The following is a 17522-nucleotide window of genomic DNA, read 5'->3' as shown; positions in this document are numbered from 1 at the left end:
CTGGACTTCCAGGGCCGGAGGACCGGAGCCGCAGGGACGGAAACAATGGACAGCGCGATGAAGACGCCCCGGGTGGGGCTTTTTGTGACTTGCCTGGTCGACCTGTTCCGGCCGACCGTGGGTTTCGCGGCGGTCAAGCTGCTGGAGGACGCGGGGTGCTCGGTGGAAGTCCCGGCGTCCCAGACCTGCTGCGGCCAGCCGGCCTACAATTCGGGCGCCCGGGCGGACACCAAGGAGATCGCCCGCGGCGTGATCGAGGCGTTCGAAGGCTTCGACTATGTGGTCGCCCCCAGCGGGTCGTGCGCGGGCATGATCAAGGAGCATTACGGCGAGCTGTTCGCGGACGAGCCGGACTGGGCCCAGCGCGCCGCCCACCTGAAGCACAGGACCTACGAGCTGGTCTCCTTCCTGGTGGACGTCCTGGGGCTGGACGGGGTCGAGGCCCGCTACGACGGCACCATCACCTACCATGACAGCTGCTCCGGGCTGCGCGAGCTGGGGGTGAAGCAGCAGCCGCGCGCGCTGCTGCGCTCGGTCGAGGGGCTTACGGTGGCGGAACTGCCGGGAGCGGAGGTCTGTTGCGGGTTCGGCGGCACCTTCTGCATCAAGTACCCGGAGATCTCCAACAAGATGGTCGGCGAGAAGATCGCCGACATCCAGCGGACCGGGGCGGACACGCTGCTCGCCGGCGACATGGGCTGCCTGCTGAACATGGCGGGCAAGCTGAAGCGCGAGGGCGCCGCGGTGAAGGTGCGGCACGTCGCCGAAGTGCTGGCCGGGATGGCCGACGAAGCGCCGCCGATCGGCGACACCCGCGCCCGCTGATGTGCGGTATATGATTGGCCCGGGATCGGAGAATTCCGGTCGAGTGTTGAGGAAAGCCTGAGATGCAGAGCACGAGTCACGCCTTCAAGGACAATGCCCACGGCGCGCTGGCGGACGAACGCCTCCAGAAGGCGCTGGGCAAGATGAAGGTCGGATTCCAGGACAAGCGGACGCGGGCGATCGGCCGCCTGCCGGAGTTCGATCTGCTGCGCGACCAGGCGCGCGACATCAAGAACCATGTGCTCGAGCATCTCGACCTCTATCTCGAACGGTTCGAGGACAAGGTCACGGCCGACGGCGGCCATGTCCATTGGTGCCGCACGCCCGGCGAGGCGCGCGACGCCATCCTCCGGATCTGCCGTTCCGTCGACGCCAAGGTCGTGACCAAAGGCAAGTCGATGATCGCGGAGGAGATCGAGCTCAACGACCACCTGGAGAAGAACGGCCTGGAGCCGGTCGAGACCGACCTGGGCGAGTACATCATCCAGCTCCGCAAGGAAGCGCCCAGCCACATCATCGCGCCGGCCGTCCACCTCAACAAGGAGGACGTGGCCGCCACCTTCATGAAGACCCATACGGCCCTGGACCCGAAGCGCTCGCTGGAGGAGCCGCGGGCGCTGGTCAACGAGGCGCGGCAGATGCTGCGCCAGAAGTTCCTGGCCGCCGATGTCGGCATCACCGGGGCCAACTTCCTGATCGCCGAGACCGGCTCCACGGTGATCGTGACCAACGAGGGCAACGGCGACCTGACCCAGACCCTGCCCAAGGTCCATATCGTGCTGGCCAGCCTGGAAAAGGTCGTCCCGACGCTGGAGGATGCCTCGACCATCCTGCGCGTCCTGGCCCGCTCGGCGACGGGCCAGGAGTTCTCCTCCTACACGACCTTCTCGACCGGGCCGCGGCGGCCGGAAGACCTGGACGGGCCGGAGCAGTTCCACGTGGTGCTGCTGGACAACGGCCGTACCGGCATGCTGGGCACCGAGTTCCAGGACATGCTGCGCTGCATCCGGTGCGGCGCCTGCATGAACCACTGCCCCGTCTACGGCGCCGTGGGGGGCCATGCCTATGGCTGGGTCTATCCAGGACCCATGGGGTCGGTGCTGACGCCCAGCCTGATCGGCGTCCAGGAGGCCGGCCACCTGCCGAACGCCTCGACCTTCTGCGGCAAGTGCGAGAGCGTCTGTCCCATGCGCATCCCCCTGCCCCGCATGATGCGGCACTGGCGGGAGCGCGAGTACCAGAACAAGATGGCGCCCCAGGCCTACCGGTACGGGCTGGGCCTGTGGGCCTGGTTCGCCAAGCGGCCCAAGCTGTACCGCATGGGCGCCAACATGATGACCGGGGTGCTGGGCCTGCTCGGCCGCCGCAAGGGCCGCTTCCGCTCGCTGCCGCTGGCCGGGGGGTGGACCGACTGGCGCGACATGCCGGCGCCCGAAGGAAAGACCTTCCAGCAGCTCTGGGCGCAGCGCCAGGCCGGCCAGGGCCAGCAAGGCCAGGCCTCCGGCAGGAAGGCGGCCTGAGCCATGTCCGAAGCGCGCACCCAGATCCTGACCAGCATCCGCCGTTCGCTGAAGCGCGACGGCGCCAGCCCCGAGATGGCCGCCGCCGTGGACGGCCGGCTGAAGGAGCACCGGCGCAACCTGGTGCCGGACCGGGCCAACCTGTCGGCATCGGACAAGGTGGACCTGTTCGTCTCCATGGTGACCGAGGTGGCCGCCACGGTGGAGCGCCTGCCGAACTTGGCGCGGGTTCCCCACGCGGTGGCGGATTACCTGGCGAGCCAGAACCTGCCGGCCGAGGTGAAGGTTGCCCCCGACCCGCGGCTCGACGGCATCCCGTGGAACAAGCGGCCGACCCTGACGGTGGAACAGGGCCGGGCGGCGGACCGCGACCTCACCAGCGTGACCGGCGCCTTCGTCGGCGTCGCCGAGACCGGCACCCTGATGATGCTGTCGGGTCCCGAGCATCCGACCACGCTGAACATGATGCCGGACACCCATATCGTCGTGCTGCGCACCGACCAGATCGTCGGCAGCTACGAGGACGGCTGGGATGCCTTGCGGGGGCGCGGCCCGGACATGCCCCGGACAGTCAATTTCATCACCGGACCGTCCCGCACCGGCGACATCGAGCAGACGATCCAGCTCGGCGCTCATGGCCCGAGGCGCCTCCACATCCTGCTGATCGACGGCGCGGGCGTCTGAGGACGCGGGCGGCGGGCGACGTGGAGACCAGATGAACAGAACGCCCCCACGCCGCCGCCGTACCGTGACGTCCGACGAGCACAGTCTCTGGCGCATGGCGATGCGCGACACCGATCCCCTGCCCGGCCGAGCATTGCCCGACGCGCCGGCACCCCCTCCGGCTGCCGGCGTATTGCCGGTGGAGGTCGCCGGCCCGCCTGTGGCCGACGGCTCGACGGGGCGCGCTGCCGGTCTCCCGGTTTCCGGTCATCGCAACCGGCTTCCCGCCCTGGACCCCGTGTCGCCGCCGGGGCTCGACCGCCGGACCGACGATCGGCTGCGCCGCGGGCGGCTCGGCATCGACGGCCGCATCGATCTCCACGGCATGACCCAGTCCCAAGCCCATGCGGCCCTCAACTCCTTCATCCTGCGCGGCTGGCATGAGCAGCGCCGGATGGTCCTGGTCATCACGGGGAAAGGATCGGGGGGCCAGGGAGCCGGCATACTGCGCCAGGTAGTCCCGCGCTGGCTGAACGAATCGCCGCTCCGCCCGCTGGTGCTGGCGATCCAGCGCGCCCAGCCGAAGGACGGCGGCGACGGCGCGCTCTATGTCCTGCTGAAACGACGGCGTTGATCCGTGACTCCCTTCGGTGCCCATATCCGCGAGCTGCGCGCCCGGCGCGGCGTTACCCTGAAGCAGATGGCCGACGAACTGGAAGTGTCGTCGGCGTACCTCTCCGCCCTGGAGCATGGCAAGCGCGGCCAGCCGTCGATCATGCTGGTCCGGCAGATCTGCGCCTATTTCCAGATCTTCTGGGACGAGGCGGAGGCGCTGGAGCGCTTGGCGGAGATGAGCCACCCGCGCATCGTGGTCGATACCTCCGGCCTGACGCCCAAGGCGACCCTGGTGGCGAACCTGCTGGCGGAGCGCATCCGCTCACTCGACGAGGCGACCATCGACCGGCTTCTGGAAGTGCTGAACCGGTAAGTTTCCGTTCGACGCGCTGCTCCGGAAGCGTCAGGCATCCGGGCCGGCACCAATGGCATGATCACCCTGTTGAATCGGGTGACGAGGGAGGCAGCGATGATCCGGTCCATAGTCATGTTGGCGCTGACGGCGGCCGTGCTGGCGGGGTGCGCCAATCCGAGGATCGAAGCGGCGACCCGGGCCAATACGGCGCTGGTCGGGATGCCGAAGGAGCTGCTTTATTCCTGCGCCGGGGTCCCCGACCGTACCCGGCAGGTCGGCGACACCGAGCTTCTGACCTATGTCCGCGGCATGACCTTCACGCAGGTCGAGACCGACTTCGACGATTTCGGGATCGGCGGACGGCGCTTCATCCGACCGCGGACGACGGTCCACCGCCAGAACTTCCAGTGCGAGGCAACCTTCACCATGCGGGACGGCATCGTCGAAAGCCTGGACTACGCCCAAGGCCGGGATCTGGAATCCTGCGGCACGATCGTGGAAACCTGCGTGGCGGTGATCCCGGCACCCCGTTGACCGGGGGCGCTGATCGGGGGCGCTGATCGGGGGCGCTGATCGGGGGCGCTGATCGGGGGATTGCCGGGATCACCGTGTTTCACGTGAAACGTCACGGCAGCAGGAGCGACGAGCCCTTGGTGGCGCGGGCGTGCAGGGCCCGGTGGGCTTCGGCCGCGTCGCGGAGCGGGAAGGTCTGGCGAACCTCGATCTTCACGTCGCCGCTATGGACGACGTCGAACAGGTCGGCGGCACTGGTCATCAGGTCGTCGCGCTTCGCCGTGTAGGAGAACAGCGTCGGCCGGGTCACATAGAGCGAGCCCTTGGCCGCCAGGATGCCGAGATCGACCGGCGGCACGGCTCCCGACGACTGGCCGAACAGGACCATCAGGCCGCGCGGATGCAGGCAGTCCAGGCTGTTCATGAAGGTGTCCTTCCCGACCGAGTCATAGACCACCGGCACGCCGGCCCCGCCGGTGATCTCCTTCACCCGCTCCACGAAGTTCTCGCGGCTGTAGACGATCGGGTGCGTGCAGCCGTTCTCCCGCGCCAGTTCCGCCTTCTCGTCCGACCCGACGGTCCCGATGACGGTGGCACCCAGCTTGCGGGCCCACTGGCAGAGGATCAGGCCGACGCCGCCCGCCGCGGCATGGACCAGGATGGTCTCGCCCGGCATGACCTTGTGGCAGGAGCGGAGCAGGAACTGGGCGGTCATGCCCTGGAGCATCATCGCCGCGGCCTGTTTGTCGTCGATCCAACTCGGCAGCGGGACCAGCCTGTCGGCCGGCATCAGGCGAACCTCGGCATAGGCTCCGATCGGCCCGCCCGCATAGGCGACGCGGTCACCGGGGCTGAAGCTGGTGACCCCCTCGCCGACAGACTCCACGACGCCGGCCCCTTCCATGCCGGGTATGCAAGGCAGACCGGGCACCGGGTAGAGGCCGCTGCGATGGTAGGTGTCGATAAAGTTGAGCCCGATCGCCGACTGGCGGATCTTCACCTGACCGGGTCCGGGATTGCCGACCTCAACCTCCTCCCATGTCAGGACCTCCGGCCCGCCGGCCTGGTGGAAGCGGATGGCGTGAACCATGGTTTCGGACTCCCTCTCGTTCTTGTCGTGCCGCTGTTGGACGTATGGGGCCGGTTCAGGCCGTCAGATGCTCTTTCAGGAAGGCGGCGGTCCGCTGGTTCGCCAAGTCGGCGGCCTGCCTGTCATAGTGGGCGCCGCCGACGCGGGCGAAGGCGTGGTCGCAGCCGGGATATGTATGGACGGTGACGCAGGAGATCTTCGACAGGGCGTCGCGGATCTGCTGCTGGGCCGGAGGCGGAACGAACTGGTCCTTCTCCGCGATGTGCGCGAGATAGGGCTTGGTGATGGCGCTCGCCTCGTCGAGGTTCTTCTCGATCCCGACGCCATAGTACGAAACCGAGCAGTCGGCGTTGGACCGGGTCGCCATCAGGTAGGCGAGCTTGCCGCCCAGGCAGTATCCCAGCGTGCCGACCAGACCGTTGCAGCCCTCGGTCTCGCGCAGGACGCCCAGGGCGGCGATCAGGTCGTTCACACCCTTCACCTCGCTGAAGCCCTTGTAGAGCTCGAAGGCCTTGGCCCACTCCTCGTCGGTCTTGTCGGTGATCTGGATGCCGGGCTCCTGGCGCCAGAACAGGTCGGGGCAAAGGGCCAGATAGCCCTGAGAGGCCAGGTCGTCGCAGATCTCCCGCATCACCTGGTTGACGCCGAAGATCTCCTGGATCACCACGATGCCGGGTCCGGTGCCCCCGGCGGGCTTGGCGAGGTATCCGGTAAAGGTGCCGCCGTCGGCCGCGTTGATCGTAACGTCGGTCATTCCACCCTTCTCTTTCTTGGACTGTGCCGTGGATTGTGGGTTCCAGCCCGAGGTATGACCTCGGGCCGTGCTGGCGACGACACGATATAGGCGCCGTGGCGCCTTGTCACGATACCGGTGTACTCAGGTCGGATCAGGTCACGATACGGGGGCGTGCATCAGAAGCGTTTCGTGGTTCAGCAGCCAGTCCTTGGTGGTCAGCCCGCCGAAGCCGGAATAGCCCCCCTTCCCCGCCCCGCCGACGACCCGATGGCAGGGGATCACGATCGGCAGGGGATTGCGGCCGCAGGCCCCGCCGATGGCGCGCGGGGCGGAGTCGAGCCTGCGGGCGAGGTCGCCGTAGGTCGCAGTCCCGCCGCACGGAATCTCCAGCATCGCCGCCCAGACCCGCTGCTGGAACAGCGTGCCGTGCGGGCGCATGGGCAGGTCGAACACCGTGCGCCGCCCATCGAAATACTGCCGGAGCTGGCGTGCCGCCTCGTCCAGGACGGCGTCGCGGTCGGCGGCGGTCTCGCCCGTGTCCCAGTCCAGCGCGGTCAGCGCGCCGTCCAGGCTGGTGAGGTTCAGGCGTCCCAGCGGGCTTTCGATGGTCAGGCGTCCCATGCCGTCATTTCCTCGTCAGGTTGATCTTGAGGTCGGCCGCGTCGGTGATCGGGGCGGAGCAGGTCATGTTCGCGCAGACATAGGCGGTCGCCTTGCCGGCCACCATGCCCTTGCCCTGCGCCGGGTGCCCCTCCGGCAGAGCGGTCTCCGGGGACAGCAGGGTCATGACCACCGAGGGCGACGAGGTCGCCCGGACCGTGGCGAGCAGGGCCTCGGTGTCGGCGGCTCCCCTGTTCCCGACCACCACCAGCTGGATCGCAGTATAGAGCAGTTCGGTGTTGTTGAGCAGCGTGGAAAGGGGGAAGAAGTTGCGGGTCAGCTCGCCGGAGAAGGCCTGGACCAGGGCCTCCGCCCGCTGGTGATAGGCGTCGTCCCCGGTCATGTTGAACAGCCGGGCCAGCACGCCGACCATGGTCCCGTTGCCGGCGGGAACGGCATTGTCATGGGCGGTCTTGGTCCGCACGATCAGCCGCTCGGCATCGTCGGCGGTGAAGAAATAGCCGCCGTTGTCCTTGTCCCAGTAGTGCCGGTCCAGCACCTCGACCCAGCCGCGGGTCTGGTCGAGATAGCGGGGCTCGCCGGTCACCTCGTACAAGGCCAGCGCCCCGCGGGCCATGTTGGCGTAGTCGTCGAGGGAGGCCGGGTTCTTCAGCTGGCCGCGGCGCCAGGTGTGGAAAAGCCTGCCGTCCCGAACCATGGTGCCGGTCACGAAGTCGAACGCCGCGGCGGCGGCCGCGATCCAGTCCGGCCGGCCGAACACGAAACCGGACCGGGCAAGCGCCGCGATCATCAGCCCGTTCCAGTCGGCCAGCACCTTGTCGTCCCAGCCGGGATGGACGCGGCGCTCGCGTGCCTGCCACAGGATGGCCCGCATCCGGGCCAGGCTCGCCTCGTGGTCGTCGTCGCCCAGTTCCGGCCTGGCGGTCCGGTTCAGGATGTTGGTGCCTTCCCAGTTGCCCTGCCGGGTGACGTCGTAGGCCGACTTGAAGACCGCGGCGTCGGGACCGAGGATGTCGTCGATCTCCCGTTCCGACCAGACGTAGAAGCGCCCCTCCTCACCTTCGCTGTCGGCGTCGAGCGTGCTGGCGAAGCCGGCGACCCGGCCGCCTCCGGCATCCTCCGCCAGCATCTCGCGCAGGACCCAGTCCACCGTCTCGGCCACGCGGATCCTGAACAGCGGCTCGCCCGTCTCCTGCCAGACCAGGGTCAGCAGGTCGATCAGTTGGGCATTGTCGTACAGCATCTTCTCGAAATGCGGAGCCAGCCAGCGGTCGTCGGTGGAGTAGCGCGCGAAGCCTCCGCCGAGATGGTCGTAGATGCCGCCCTGGCACATGTGGCCCAGGGTATTGGTCACGGCGATCTTGTAGGGCTCCCTGCCCGTCCGCTTCCAGGCGTGCCACAGCAGGGTGAACAGGGAGGTCTGGGGGAACTTGGGCGCCGACCCGATGCCTCCGTTCAGGGGGTCCACCTCGCGGAGCAGACGGTCGGCCACCTGGTTGAAGACGCCGGGCGGGATGGCGCCGCCGGAATGGTTCTCCGCCAGCTTGTCCAGGCTGTCCTTCAGCGCCGTGACGTTGCGCGTCACCTTGTCCGGTTCCTCATGGTAGGTCGCCGAGACGCCGCGCAGCACCTCCGGGAAGCCGGGCCGGCCATAGCGCGAGGCCGGGGGGAAATAGGTCCCGCCCCAGAACGGCTCCCCCTCGGGCGTCAGGAACATGGTCAGCGGCCAGCCGCCGGACTGCCCGAGCAGCGCCAGGGCGGACTGGTAGATGGTGTCGAGATCGGGCCGTTCCTCCCGGTCGACCTTGATGTTGACGAACAGGTCGTTCATCACCCCGGCGATCTCGGGATTTTCGAAGCTCTCGTGGGCCATCACGTGGCACCAGTGGCAGGCGGCGTAGCCGACCGACAGCAGGATCGGCTTTTTCTCTTTCCGCGCCCGGTCGAAGGCCTCATCTCCCCAGGGCATCCAATGCACGGGATTGTCCTTGTGCTGGAGCAGGTAGGGGCTGGTCTCATGGCCCAGCATGTTTGCGGACATGGTGCTCGCCTTTATCTGAGAGGGTTGCGGCATTGCGGCAGAGAACGGGTGCTGTCGTTGCGCTTGCACATCCTATCTGTATAGTGAAGCGCGCCGGCGAGTGCGCTCAACCCCAATCTGCGTGGGGCTACCCCGGCTGGGGACGTGCCCCGAGAGGTTCCGAGCATGAAAATCACCGTCGACATCGATTGTACCCCCGAGGAAGCACGGCATTTCTTCGGTCTGCCGGACGTGAAGCCGATGCAGGACGCATTGATGCAACAGATCCAGGACCGCATGAGTGCCAACCTGCAGGCCATGGAGCCGGAAGCGATGCTGAAGACCTGGCTGCCGGCCGGGCTTCAGGGCTTCGAGCAGATGCAGAAGATCTTCTGGACCCAGATGAGCAACGCCATGGGCAAGGATGGAAAGAAGTGAGTGATCCGGAACTGGTCTACAGCAGCCATGTCTTCTGCTGCACGAACCTGCGTCCCGAAGGGGCCAAGCGCGGGTCCTGCGCGGCGAAGGGGTCGGAGAAGCTTCGAAACTACATGAAGGCCCGCGCCAAGGAACTGGGGCTGGAGCCCAAGGTCCGGATCAATTCGGCCGGCTGCCTGGAACGGTGCGAGCTGGGTCCCGCGCTGGTGATCTATCCGGAAGGCGTCTGGTACACCTTCGCGTCCCAGGAGGATATCGACGAGATCCTGCAGACCCACGTCATCGAGGGCGGCCGGGTCGAGCGGCTGATGCTGATGCCCGACCAGACGGAGCCCCGGCCGGAAGCCCGTTCCGTCGCCCCTGCCTGATCCGGTGATCCCGACCATCTTCGCCCCGGCCACCGCGCCGGGGCGCGGGGGCGTCGCCATCGTCCGGGTCTCCGGGCCCCGGGCCGGCGATGCGCTCACGATCCTTACCGGCCGTCGCCTGCCCGCCCCGCGCACCGCCGCCGTCGCCCGGCTCGCCGATCCCCGCAGCGGGGAGTTCCTCGACCACGGGCTGGTGCTCTGGTTCCCGGCACCGCGCAGTTTCACCGGGGAGGACGTCGCCGAATTCCATGTGCATGGCGGCCGGGCGGTTGTCGCCGGGCTGATCGACGCGCTCTCCGCCCTGGAAGGCTTCCGGATCGCCGAGCCGGGGGAGTTCAGCCGGCGCGGTTTCGAGAACGGCAAGTTCGACCTGACCGCCGCCGAGGCCATTGCGGATCTGGTCGATGCCGAAACCTCCGCCCAGCGCCGCCAAGCCCTGCGCCAGATGGAAGGCGAGTTGGGCCGCCTCTACGAGGACTGGCGCCACCGCCTGACCCACGCCCTCGCCCACCTGGAAGCCGACATCGACTTTCCCGACGAGGACCTGCCGGAAGGCGTCTCCGACCAGGTGCGCCCGGTCCTGGAGTCCCTGATCGCCGGCCTGCGGACCCATCTCGACGACAAGCGGCGCGGCGAGCGGCTGCGCGACGGCATCCATATCGCGATCCTGGGAGCGCCGAACGCCGGCAAGTCCAGCCTGCTGAACGCGCTGGCCCGGCGGGAAGCGGCGATCGTGTCGGAGCGCGCGGGCACGACGCGGGACGTGGTGGAAGTCCATCTCGACCTGGGCGGCTATCCCGTCGTTCTGGCCGACACGGCCGGATTGCGAGAGGCCGCCGACGAGATCGAGTCCGAGGGCATCCGCCGGGCGCTGGCTCGGGCAGCGCAGGCTGACCTGAAGCTCGCGGTGTTCGACGCGACCTCCCTGCCCGACCTGGACCCCCAGACCCTGGCGGTCGTGGACGAGGATGCCCTGGTCGTCCTGAACAAGTGCGACCGCGTCGCCCCGCCGGAAATGACGGTCGAGGGGCGGGTGGCTCTGGCGGTTTCCGCCGTGACGGGGGACGGGCTGGCCAAGTTGCTGGAGAAGTTGACCGCCGAAGTGGCGCGGCGGTTCGAGGCCCCGGGTGTGCCTGCCCTTACCCGCGCCCGCCATCGGTCAGCATTGGAGGAATGCGTGAGGTCGCTTGAGCGGGCGCTGTCGGCGCCTCTGCCGGAGCTGGCTGCCGAGGATGTCCGGATCGCGATCCGGGCCTTGGGACGGATCACCGGCCGGGTGGATGTGGAAGATTTGCTCGACGTGATCTTCCGGGACTTCTGCATCGGGAAGTGACTGCTGTTTCACGTGAAACGCGCCGGTCTGGGGAGTTCAAGGGATCACGGATGCACACGGATGGATCGGATGGGCACGGATACATGCTGGGCGGATCCGATGCCGGTCAGATCCATGTTCATCCGTGATTCTTCCCGCTTCGAAACGCCCGCTTCCCGGCAATCCGGCTTTGACCTCAACCCGTTCAGTCAATAAAGTGCCCGCCATGCGGAATTATGATGTGATCGTGGTCGGCGGTGGCCACGCAGGCTGTGAGGCTGCCGCGGCGTCGGCGCGGATGGGTGCGCGCACGCTGCTGCTGACCCACAAGCTGGAAACCGTCGGCGAGATGTCGTGCAACCCGGCCATCGGCGGGTTGGGCAAGGGCCATCTCGTCCGCGAGATCGACGCCCTGGACGGTGTCATGGGCCGGGTAATCGACCGTGCCGGCATCCAGTTCCGTATCCTGAACCGGAGCAAAGGTCCCGCTGTCCGCGGCCCCCGCGCGCAGGCCGACCGCAGGCTGTACCGCGAGGCCATGCAGGCCGTCCTGGCGGAACAGTCCGGCCTGGACATGCTGGGCGACGCGGCCGAGGACCTTATCATCGGGGCGGACGGTGCCGTGGCCGGCGTCGTCACGGGCAACGGTCGGGAGATTCGGGCCGGAGCCGTGATCCTGACCACCGGAACGTTCCTGCGCGGCATGATCCATCTGGGCGAGGAGAAGATCCCGGCGGGCCGCGTGGGCGAGGCTCCCGCCCTCGGCTTGTCGGAGACGCTGGCGCGCGCCGGTTTCCCGCTCGGCCGCTTGAAGACCGGGACGCCACCGCGCCTCGACGGTCGCACCATCGATTGGGCGGGGCTGGAGTGCCAGCCGGGCGACGACCCGCCTCCCCCCTTCTCGACTTTGACCGACCGGATCACGACGCCCCAGGTACCCTGCCACGTGACCTGGACCACCCCTGCCGCGCACGAGGCGATCCGGGCCAACCTTCACCGCGCGCCGATGTATTCCGGCCAGATCCAGGGCGTCGGGCCGCGCTACTGCCCGTCGATCGAGGACAAGATCGTCCGTTTCGCCGACAAGGAACGGCATCAGATCTTCCTGGAGCCGGAGGGGCTGGACGACGATACCGTCTATCCCAACGGGATCTCGACCTCCCTGCCCCGCGATGTCCAGCTCGACGTTCTGCGGGCCATTCCGGGGCTCGAGCGCGCGGTCATGATCCGCCCCGGCTACGCGATCGAATACGACTATGTCGATCCGCGCGAGCTGACCCCGACCTTGGAGACCCGCCGCCTGCCCGGGTTGTTCCTGGCCGGTCAGATCAACGGCACGACGGGGTACGAGGAAGCCGCGGCCCAGGGGCTGATGGCCGGGATCAATGCGGCGCTTCGGTGCAGCGGCGGCGACAGTTTCGTGCTGGACCGGGCAGACGCCTATATCGGCGTGCTGATAGACGACCTGATCACCCGGGGCACCACCGAGCCCTACCGCATGTTCACGTCCCGCGCCGAGTATCGGCTGCTGCTTCGGGCCGACAATGCGGACCAGCGCTTGACCGCGAAGGGCATGGCGGTCGGCTGCGTGGGAAGCTTCCGGTCGGAGCGATTCGCCGAGAAGGCGGCCGGGCTGGAGCTTGCCCGCGCCCTGGTCAGCCGACTCCAGGCGACTCCGAACGAGCTGTCCCGCCAGGGCATCAATGTCAACCATGACGGCGTGCGTCGCACTGCGGCGGATTTGCTGCGCTATCCCGACATGGATTTTGGCAAGCTGGCCCGGCTTTGGCCGGAGCTTTCCGAACTGCCGGGCGACATCGCCGAGCAGATCGAGATCGACGCGCGTTACTCGGGTTATCTGGACAGGCAGGAGGCCGATATCCGAGCTTTCCGCAAGGACGAGTCCCTGCTGCTGCCGGACGACCTGGATGTCGATTCGATCGGCAGCCTGTCCACCGAGATCCGTCAGAAACTGCGTCAGGTCCGGCCGGCGACCCTGGGGGCGGCGGCCCGCATCCCAGGTGTTACGCCGGCTGCGGTCGTCGCCCTTCTCCGCCACGTGAAACGCCGCGATGCCCGCCTCAGCGCCTGAGGACGTTCTCTCCGGTGTTTCACGTGAAACACGCGACCGCCTCCAGGTCTATGCCGACCTTCTGCGGAAATGGCAGCCGGTCATCAACCTGGTCGGTCCCCGGACCCTGCCCCATCTCTGGACCCGGCATTTCGCCGACTCCGCCCAGCTCCATCCCCTGGTCCCGCCGGGTGCCCGGACCCTCGTGGATTTCGGCAGCGGCGCGGGGTTCCCGGGATTGGTGCTGGCGATCCTGGGAGTTCCCGAGGTCCACCTGATCGAGAGCGATCAGCGCAAGGCCGCCTTCCTGCGGGAGGTTGCCCGTGCCACCGGTACCACCGCGACCGTCCATGCGGTCCGACTCGAACAGCTCGAGCCCTTCCCCGCCGATGTGGTGACCGCCCGCGCGCTGGCTCCGCTGGTCGATCTGCTTGGGTTCGCCGCCCCTTTTCTGGCGCCGGGCTCGATTTGCCTGTTCCTGAAAGGCCAGCAGGCTGAAGATGAAGTATCGATCGCTTCGAAGACTTGGAATATCACCGTCGATCGGATACAGAGTGTCACCGACCCCAGCGCCAGCATTCTTCGCGTGAGCGAGGTGTCCCGTGCCTGATGTCACCCGCTTTCCCACCGTCGCTCCAGAGGCCAAGATGTCCCGCGCCCGCGTCATCTCCGTTGCCAATCAGAAGGGCGGCGTCGGCAAGACGACGACGACCGTCAACCTTGCGACCGCTCTCGCCGCCGTCGGCAAACGGGTCCTGATCATGGACCTGGATCCCCAGGGCAATGCCTCGACCGGGCTCGGCATCGAGCGGTCGAACCGCAATGTCGGCACCTACGACGTGATCTTCGCCGAGGTGCGGGTCGAGAACGCCGCGATCGAGACGCCCGTCCCCAACCTTTGGGTCGTCACCTCGTCCCAGGACCTGTCGGGCGCCGAGATCGAGCTGGTCGGCGCCGAGCAGCGGGAATACCGCCTGCGCATGGCGCTCGCCCACAGCGCCCTGAACTACGACTATGTCCTGATCGACTGCCCGCCGGCACTCGGCCTGCTGACGCTGAACGCCCTGGTCGCGAGCGACGCCGTCATGGTGCCGCTGCAGTGCGAGTTCTATGCCCTCGAAGGCCTCAGCCACCTGATCCGGACCATCGAGCGGGTCAAGCGCGCCTTCAATCCCGGCCTGGATATCCACGGCGTCGTGTTGACCATGTTCGACAAGCGCAACAACCTGTCCGACATGGTTGCCGCCGATGTCCGCGGCTTCTTCGGGGAGAAGGTCTACGACACGGTCATCCCGCGGAACGTGAAGGTCTCGGAGGCTCCCTCCCACGGCAAGCCGGTGCTGATCTACGATCTGCGTTGCCCCGGCTCCCAGGCCTATATCCACCTGGCGAGCGAAGTCCTGAAGCGTGAGAAGAAGAGGCTGATCGCCTGATGGAAGAGAACAAGCGCCGCTCGAACCTCGGCCGCGGCCTCAACGCGCTGTTCGGCGAGGCTGCCGCCGACGATCTGGTGGAGACCCCGGACAAGGGCAAGCAGACACGGCAGATGCCGATCGAGTTCGTGACGCCGGGCAAGTTCCAGCCGCGGCGCCGGTTCGACCAGGAAGCGATCCAGAGCCTCGTGGATTCCGTGCGCGAGCGCGGCATCCTCCAGCCGCTGCTGGTCCGCCAGCATCCGGACGATCCCAAGATCTACGAGATCATCGCCGGCGAGCGCCGCTGGCGCGCGGCCCAGCTTGCCGGGCTGCATCAGGTCCCGGTCGTCGTCCGCGAGTTCACGGACCGGGAAGCGCTGGAAATCGCGCTGATCGAGAACATCCAGCGGCAGGACCTGACCGCCCTGGAAGAGGCCGAAGGCTACAAGCGGCTGATGGACGAGTTCGGCCATACCCAGGACGCCCTGGCGAAGGCGCTGGGCAAGAGCCGAAGCCATATCGCCAACATGCTACGCCTGCTGACCCTGCCGCTCCAGGTCAAGCAGCTGGTCCAGGACGGCTCGATCACCGCCGGCCACGCGCGGGCCCTGCTCTCGGTTCCCGATCCGGTGGCGGCGGCCCAGCAGGTGGTGGAGAAGGGCCTGAATGTCCGGCAGGTCGAGCAGCTCGCCCGGGACGCCCAGAACCCGAGGGAGGAGCCGGCGCCGCCCGCGCCGATCGGCGGAACCGCCCCTGCCCCGCGGGGCACCGCCGCCTCCCGCCCCGGCAAGGATCCCGACACGCTGGCCCTGGAGCAGGACATCACCGGCCGCCTGGGGCTGCGGGTCAGCATCAGTGCCCAGGGACAGGGCGGCACGCTGAGCATCCAGTACCAGACGCTGGACCAGCTCGACGAGGTGATCCAGCGCCTGACGGGGCAGTAGATCGGAGGGTGCGCGTCCCGCGGGGAACTGGGGTCAGACCACCATTTCCCATCGGCTTTCCGCTGCAAGGACGTTTCGGGGAAATGGTGGTCTGACCCCAGTTCCCCTCCACGATGTCCTTGTCTCAGCCCAGCTTCCGGGCAACCAGATCCGCCAGGTTGACCTCCGGGCGGGCGCCGACATGGCTGATCACCTCGGCCGCGGCGATGGCGGCGATCCGGGCGCAGTCGGGCAGGCTGCGGCCGTGGGTATAGCCGTGCAGGAAGCCGGCGGCGAACAGGTCCCCCGCTCCCGTGGTGTCGACCAGCCGGTCGATCGGGTCGGCCGGGATCTCGAACACGTCCCGCTCCGTCACGACGACCGATCCCTTCTCGCTGCGGGTCAGCACGGCCGTCTCGCACCGCCCCCGGACCGCGGCGAGCGCCTGGTCGAAGCTGTCCACCTGGTACAGCGCCATGATCTCGTGCTCGTTGCCGAACAGGATGTCCACGTGGTTGTCGACCAGGTCGGCGAACTCCGCGCGGTGGCGGTTGACGCAGAAGCTGTCGGACAGGGTCAGGGACAGCTTGCGGTCTCCGGCATGGGCCAGCTTGGCCGCCTTCAGGAAGGCTTCCTTGGCGAGCGGACGGTCCCACAGATAGCCTTCCAGGTAGGTCACCTGGGCACCCTGGATCAGTTCCGCGTCGATGTCGTCGGGGCCGAGCTCGACGCAGGCGCCGAGATAGGTGTTCATGGTCCGCTGGGCGTCGGGAGTCACCAGGATCAGGCAGCGGGCCGTGGGAGCGCCCTCCGTCGCCGGCCGGCTGTCGAACCGGACCCCGACGGCGCGGATGTCATGGCGGAACACGGTGCCGAGCTGATCGTCCTTCACCTTGCCGATATAGGCGCCCTTGCCGCCCAGGGAGGCGATGCCGGCCATGGTATTGCCCGCGGAACCGCCGGACATCTCGATCCCCGGCCCCATCCTGCCGTACAGCTCTTCGGCCCGGTCGGCGTCGATCAGGGTCATGGCGCCCTTTTCCAGGCCGTTGGACGCGATGAAATCGTCATCGGCATGGGCGATGACGTCGACGATGGCGTTGCCGATACCGACAACGTCGAGGGTGGCCTGGGACATGCGGGATTGCATCCTTGTTCTGGCGGGGAGGGATCTGGCGGGAAGGTTTTGAGGAATTGTGCGGCCGGAGTATAACGGCCGGCAACTTCCTTACAAGCCCGGCCCACGAACCTGATCGCGATGCTTCATATGATTCCAGCCCTCGTCCGCGCCATCGGCCAGCTCTCCGATCCTCCGGTCCGCAAGGTGGTCTGGCTCAGCGTCTTCGGCGCGATCCTGGGCTTCCTCACCATGGCCGGCCTGGCCTGGATCCTGCTCTTCCAGACTCGGCTGACGGAGCTGCCCTGGCTGGATGCCACCATCGACGTGCTGGGCGGCCTGGGCGTGTTCGCCCTGGCCTACCTGTTCTTCCCCGCCGTCGTAGTCACCATCTCCGGCCTCCTGCTGGAGCGCGTGGCCGTGTCCGTGGAACGGCGGCACTATCCGGGCCTGCCGCCCGCCGAGGGCCAGAGCCTGGGGGCGGAGATCTGGAACGCCGTCAAGTTCCTGGCGATCGTGGTGTTCCTCAACCTGCTCGTCCTGCCGGCCTACCTGTTCCCCGGCATCAACATCGCGGTCTTCTACATCCTGAACGGCTATCTGCTGAGCCGCGAGTACTTCGAACTCGTGGCACTCCGGCGCATGACGCCGGCGGCCGCCCGGACGATGCGCAAGGCTCACAGCGCCAGGCTGTTCCTCGCCGGAGTCATCGTCGCCTTCTTCTCGACGATACCTTTTGTCAATCTGCTGGTTCCCGTTGTGGCGACGGCCTTCATGGTGCACATTTTCTATGGGCTCACAGGAAACTTGCACCGAGCCGCCAGATAGTAATAAAGAGTTAACCATGACGGCTCAATTTGTGGCCAGCCGTCATCCACCCTGCCTTTGGGGGCCATCGCCCATGTTTCGACGCAAGTCAC

Annotated in this window: 19 protein-coding genes; 14 read left to right on the top strand and 5 right to left on the bottom strand. The window is 67.6% G+C overall.

Features of this window, described 5'->3' with window-relative positions:
* The first annotated feature begins 45 nt into the window (after positions 1-45).
* From JL101_RS27135 to JL101_RS27110, 6 genes are all read left to right on the top strand, one after another.
* The gene (locus JL101_RS27135; protein ID WP_228435190.1) at positions 46-825 is read left to right on the top strand and encodes a (Fe-S)-binding protein; all 780 of its coding nucleotides are present in this window, start codon (positions 46-48) and stop codon (positions 823-825) included.
* A 62-nt stretch (positions 826-887) separates the two neighbouring features.
* On the top strand, positions 888-2345 hold the full coding sequence (locus tag JL101_RS27130) for a LutB/LldF family L-lactate oxidation iron-sulfur protein (protein WP_203098160.1): 1458 nt from the start codon (positions 888-890) through the stop codon (positions 2343-2345).
* A gap of 3 nt (positions 2346-2348) precedes the next feature.
* Positions 2349-3029, top strand: coding sequence for a LutC/YkgG family protein (locus JL101_RS27125; protein ID WP_203098161.1), 681 nt, complete (start codon positions 2349-2351; stop codon positions 3027-3029).
* 31 nt (positions 3030-3060) lie between these two features.
* On the top strand, positions 3061-3642 hold the full coding sequence (locus tag JL101_RS27120; RefSeq protein ID WP_203098162.1) for a Smr/MutS family protein: 582 nt from the start codon (positions 3061-3063) through the stop codon (positions 3640-3642).
* Between the two features lie 3 nt (positions 3643-3645).
* A complete protein-coding gene (locus JL101_RS27115) occupies positions 3646-3996 on the top strand; it encodes a helix-turn-helix domain-containing protein (protein ID WP_201075681.1) in 351 nt (116 codons plus the stop codon).
* A 96-nt stretch (positions 3997-4092) separates the two neighbouring features.
* Positions 4093-4512 (top strand): hypothetical protein, encoded by a 420-nt coding sequence (locus tag JL101_RS27110; protein ID WP_203098163.1) that lies wholly within the window; start codon positions 4093-4095, stop codon positions 4510-4512.
* Positions 4513-4603: 91 nt separating this feature from the next.
* On the opposite strand, the gene JL101_RS27105 is transcribed toward JL101_RS27110, so the two are convergent.
* The 4 genes from JL101_RS27105 to JL101_RS27090 form a co-directional block, all read right to left on the bottom strand.
* Positions 4604-5581 (bottom strand): quinone oxidoreductase family protein, encoded by a 978-nt coding sequence (locus JL101_RS27105; RefSeq protein ID WP_203098164.1) that lies wholly within the window; start codon positions 5579-5581, stop codon positions 4604-4606.
* A gap of 55 nt (positions 5582-5636) precedes the next feature.
* Positions 5637-6335, bottom strand: a complete 699-nt coding sequence (locus JL101_RS27100; protein ID WP_203098165.1) for a dienelactone hydrolase family protein — start codon at positions 6333-6335, stop codon at positions 5637-5639.
* A 138-nt stretch (positions 6336-6473) separates the two neighbouring features.
* The gene (locus tag JL101_RS27095; protein ID WP_203098166.1) at positions 6474-6938 is read right to left on the bottom strand and encodes a methylated-DNA--[protein]-cysteine S-methyltransferase; all 465 of its coding nucleotides are present in this window, start codon (positions 6936-6938) and stop codon (positions 6474-6476) included.
* Positions 6939-6942: 4 nt separating this feature from the next.
* Positions 6943-8979: a thioredoxin domain-containing protein gene (locus JL101_RS27090; protein ID WP_203098167.1), complete on the bottom strand. Its 2037-nt coding sequence runs from the start codon at positions 8977-8979 to the stop codon at positions 6943-6945.
* Positions 8980-9144: 165 nt separating this feature from the next.
* On the opposite strand from JL101_RS27090, the gene JL101_RS27085 reads away from it, so the two are divergent.
* The 7 genes from JL101_RS27085 to JL101_RS27055 all read left to right on the top strand — a co-directional run bounded on the left by JL101_RS27085 (position 9145) and on the right by JL101_RS27055 (position 15506).
* Positions 9145-9396, top strand: a complete 252-nt coding sequence (locus JL101_RS27085) for a DUF6489 family protein (RefSeq protein WP_201075669.1) — start codon at positions 9145-9147, stop codon at positions 9394-9396.
* Positions 9393-9764: a (2Fe-2S) ferredoxin domain-containing protein gene (locus JL101_RS27080; RefSeq protein WP_201075667.1), complete on the top strand. Its 372-nt coding sequence runs from the start codon at positions 9393-9395 to the stop codon at positions 9762-9764. Before JL101_RS27085 ends, JL101_RS27080 begins: the two co-directional genes overlap by 4 nt.
* 4 nt (positions 9765-9768) lie before the next feature.
* Positions 9769-11097, top strand: coding sequence for a tRNA uridine-5-carboxymethylaminomethyl(34) synthesis GTPase MnmE (mnmE, locus tag JL101_RS27075; protein ID WP_203098168.1), 1329 nt, complete (start codon positions 9769-9771; stop codon positions 11095-11097).
* Between the two features lie 205 nt (positions 11098-11302).
* Positions 11303-13168: a tRNA uridine-5-carboxymethylaminomethyl(34) synthesis enzyme MnmG gene (gene mnmG, locus JL101_RS27070; protein ID WP_203098169.1), complete on the top strand. Its 1866-nt coding sequence runs from the start codon at positions 11303-11305 to the stop codon at positions 13166-13168.
* Positions 13149-13757, top strand: a complete 609-nt coding sequence (gene rsmG, locus JL101_RS27065; protein WP_203098170.1) for a 16S rRNA (guanine(527)-N(7))-methyltransferase RsmG — start codon at positions 13149-13151, stop codon at positions 13755-13757. Before mnmG ends, rsmG begins: the two co-directional genes overlap by 20 nt.
* A gap of 37 nt (positions 13758-13794) precedes the next feature.
* Entirely contained in the window at positions 13795-14580 is a 786-nt protein-coding gene (locus JL101_RS27060; RefSeq protein ID WP_203098289.1) for a ParA family protein, read from the top strand.
* Positions 14580-15506: a ParB/RepB/Spo0J family partition protein gene (locus tag JL101_RS27055; protein ID WP_203098171.1), complete on the top strand. Its 927-nt coding sequence runs from the start codon at positions 14580-14582 to the stop codon at positions 15504-15506. The genes JL101_RS27060 and JL101_RS27055 overlap by 1 nt, the downstream gene beginning before the upstream one ends.
* Before the next feature lie 124 nt (positions 15507-15630).
* On the opposite strand, the gene JL101_RS27050 is transcribed toward JL101_RS27055, so the two are convergent.
* Entirely contained in the window at positions 15631-16623 is a 993-nt protein-coding gene (locus JL101_RS27050; protein ID WP_203098172.1) for an adenosine kinase, read from the bottom strand.
* Between the two features lie 129 nt (positions 16624-16752).
* Between JL101_RS27050 and JL101_RS27045 the strand changes: the two genes are divergently transcribed.
* A complete protein-coding gene (locus tag JL101_RS27045; protein ID WP_203098173.1) occupies positions 16753-17430 on the top strand; it encodes an EI24 domain-containing protein in 678 nt (225 codons plus the stop codon).
* Positions 17431-17522 lie beyond the last annotated feature (92 nt).

It is taken from the genome of Skermanella rosea (assembly GCF_016806835.2).
Classification (GTDB): domain Bacteria; phylum Pseudomonadota; class Alphaproteobacteria; order Azospirillales; family Azospirillaceae; genus Skermanella; species Skermanella rosea.
This window is presented reverse-complemented; position numbering and strand designations above follow the sequence as displayed.

What these genes read in the sequence shown, in the direction of transcription:
- JL101_RS27135 (WP_228435190.1), top strand. Translation starts at nt 46, where the DNA reads ATGGACAGCGCGATGAAGACGCCCCGGGTGGGGCTTTTTGTGACTTGC.
- JL101_RS27130 (WP_203098160.1), top strand. Translation starts at nt 888, where the DNA reads ATGCAGAGCACGAGTCACGCCTTCAAGGACAATGCCCACGGCGCGCTG.
- JL101_RS27125 (WP_203098161.1), top strand. Translation starts at nt 2,349, where the DNA reads ATGTCCGAAGCGCGCACCCAGATCCTGACCAGCATCCGCCGTTCGCTG.
- JL101_RS27120 (WP_203098162.1), top strand. Translation starts at nt 3,061, where the DNA reads ATGAACAGAACGCCCCCACGCCGCCGCCGTACCGTGACGTCCGACGAG.
- JL101_RS27110 (WP_203098163.1), top strand. Translation starts at nt 4,093, where the DNA reads ATGATCCGGTCCATAGTCATGTTGGCGCTGACGGCGGCCGTGCTGGCG.
- JL101_RS27105 (WP_203098164.1), bottom strand. Translation starts at nt 5,581, where the DNA reads ATGGTTCACGCCATCCGCTTCCACCAGGCCGGCGGGCCGGAGGTCCTG.
- JL101_RS27100 (WP_203098165.1), bottom strand. Translation starts at nt 6,335, where the DNA reads ATGACCGACGTTACGATCAACGCGGCCGACGGCGGCACCTTTACCGGA.
- JL101_RS27095 (WP_203098166.1), bottom strand. Translation starts at nt 6,938, where the DNA reads ATGGGACGCCTGACCATCGAAAGCCCGCTGGGACGCCTGAACCTCACC.
- JL101_RS27090 (WP_203098167.1), bottom strand. Translation starts at nt 8,979, where the DNA reads ATGTCCGCAAACATGCTGGGCCATGAGACCAGCCCCTACCTGCTCCAG.
- JL101_RS27085 (WP_201075669.1), top strand. Translation starts at nt 9,145, where the DNA reads ATGAAAATCACCGTCGACATCGATTGTACCCCCGAGGAAGCACGGCAT.
- mnmG (WP_203098169.1), top strand. Translation starts at nt 11,303, where the DNA reads ATGCGGAATTATGATGTGATCGTGGTCGGCGGTGGCCACGCAGGCTGT.
- rsmG (WP_203098170.1), top strand. Translation starts at nt 13,149, where the DNA reads ATGCCCGCCTCAGCGCCTGAGGACGTTCTCTCCGGTGTTTCACGTGAA.
- JL101_RS27060 (WP_203098289.1), top strand. Translation starts at nt 13,795, where the DNA reads ATGTCCCGCGCCCGCGTCATCTCCGTTGCCAATCAGAAGGGCGGCGTC.
- JL101_RS27055 (WP_203098171.1), top strand. Translation starts at nt 14,580, where the DNA reads ATGGAAGAGAACAAGCGCCGCTCGAACCTCGGCCGCGGCCTCAACGCG.
- JL101_RS27050 (WP_203098172.1), bottom strand. Translation starts at nt 16,623, where the DNA reads ATGTCCCAGGCCACCCTCGACGTTGTCGGTATCGGCAACGCCATCGTC.
- JL101_RS27045 (WP_203098173.1), top strand. Translation starts at nt 16,753, where the DNA reads ATGATTCCAGCCCTCGTCCGCGCCATCGGCCAGCTCTCCGATCCTCCG.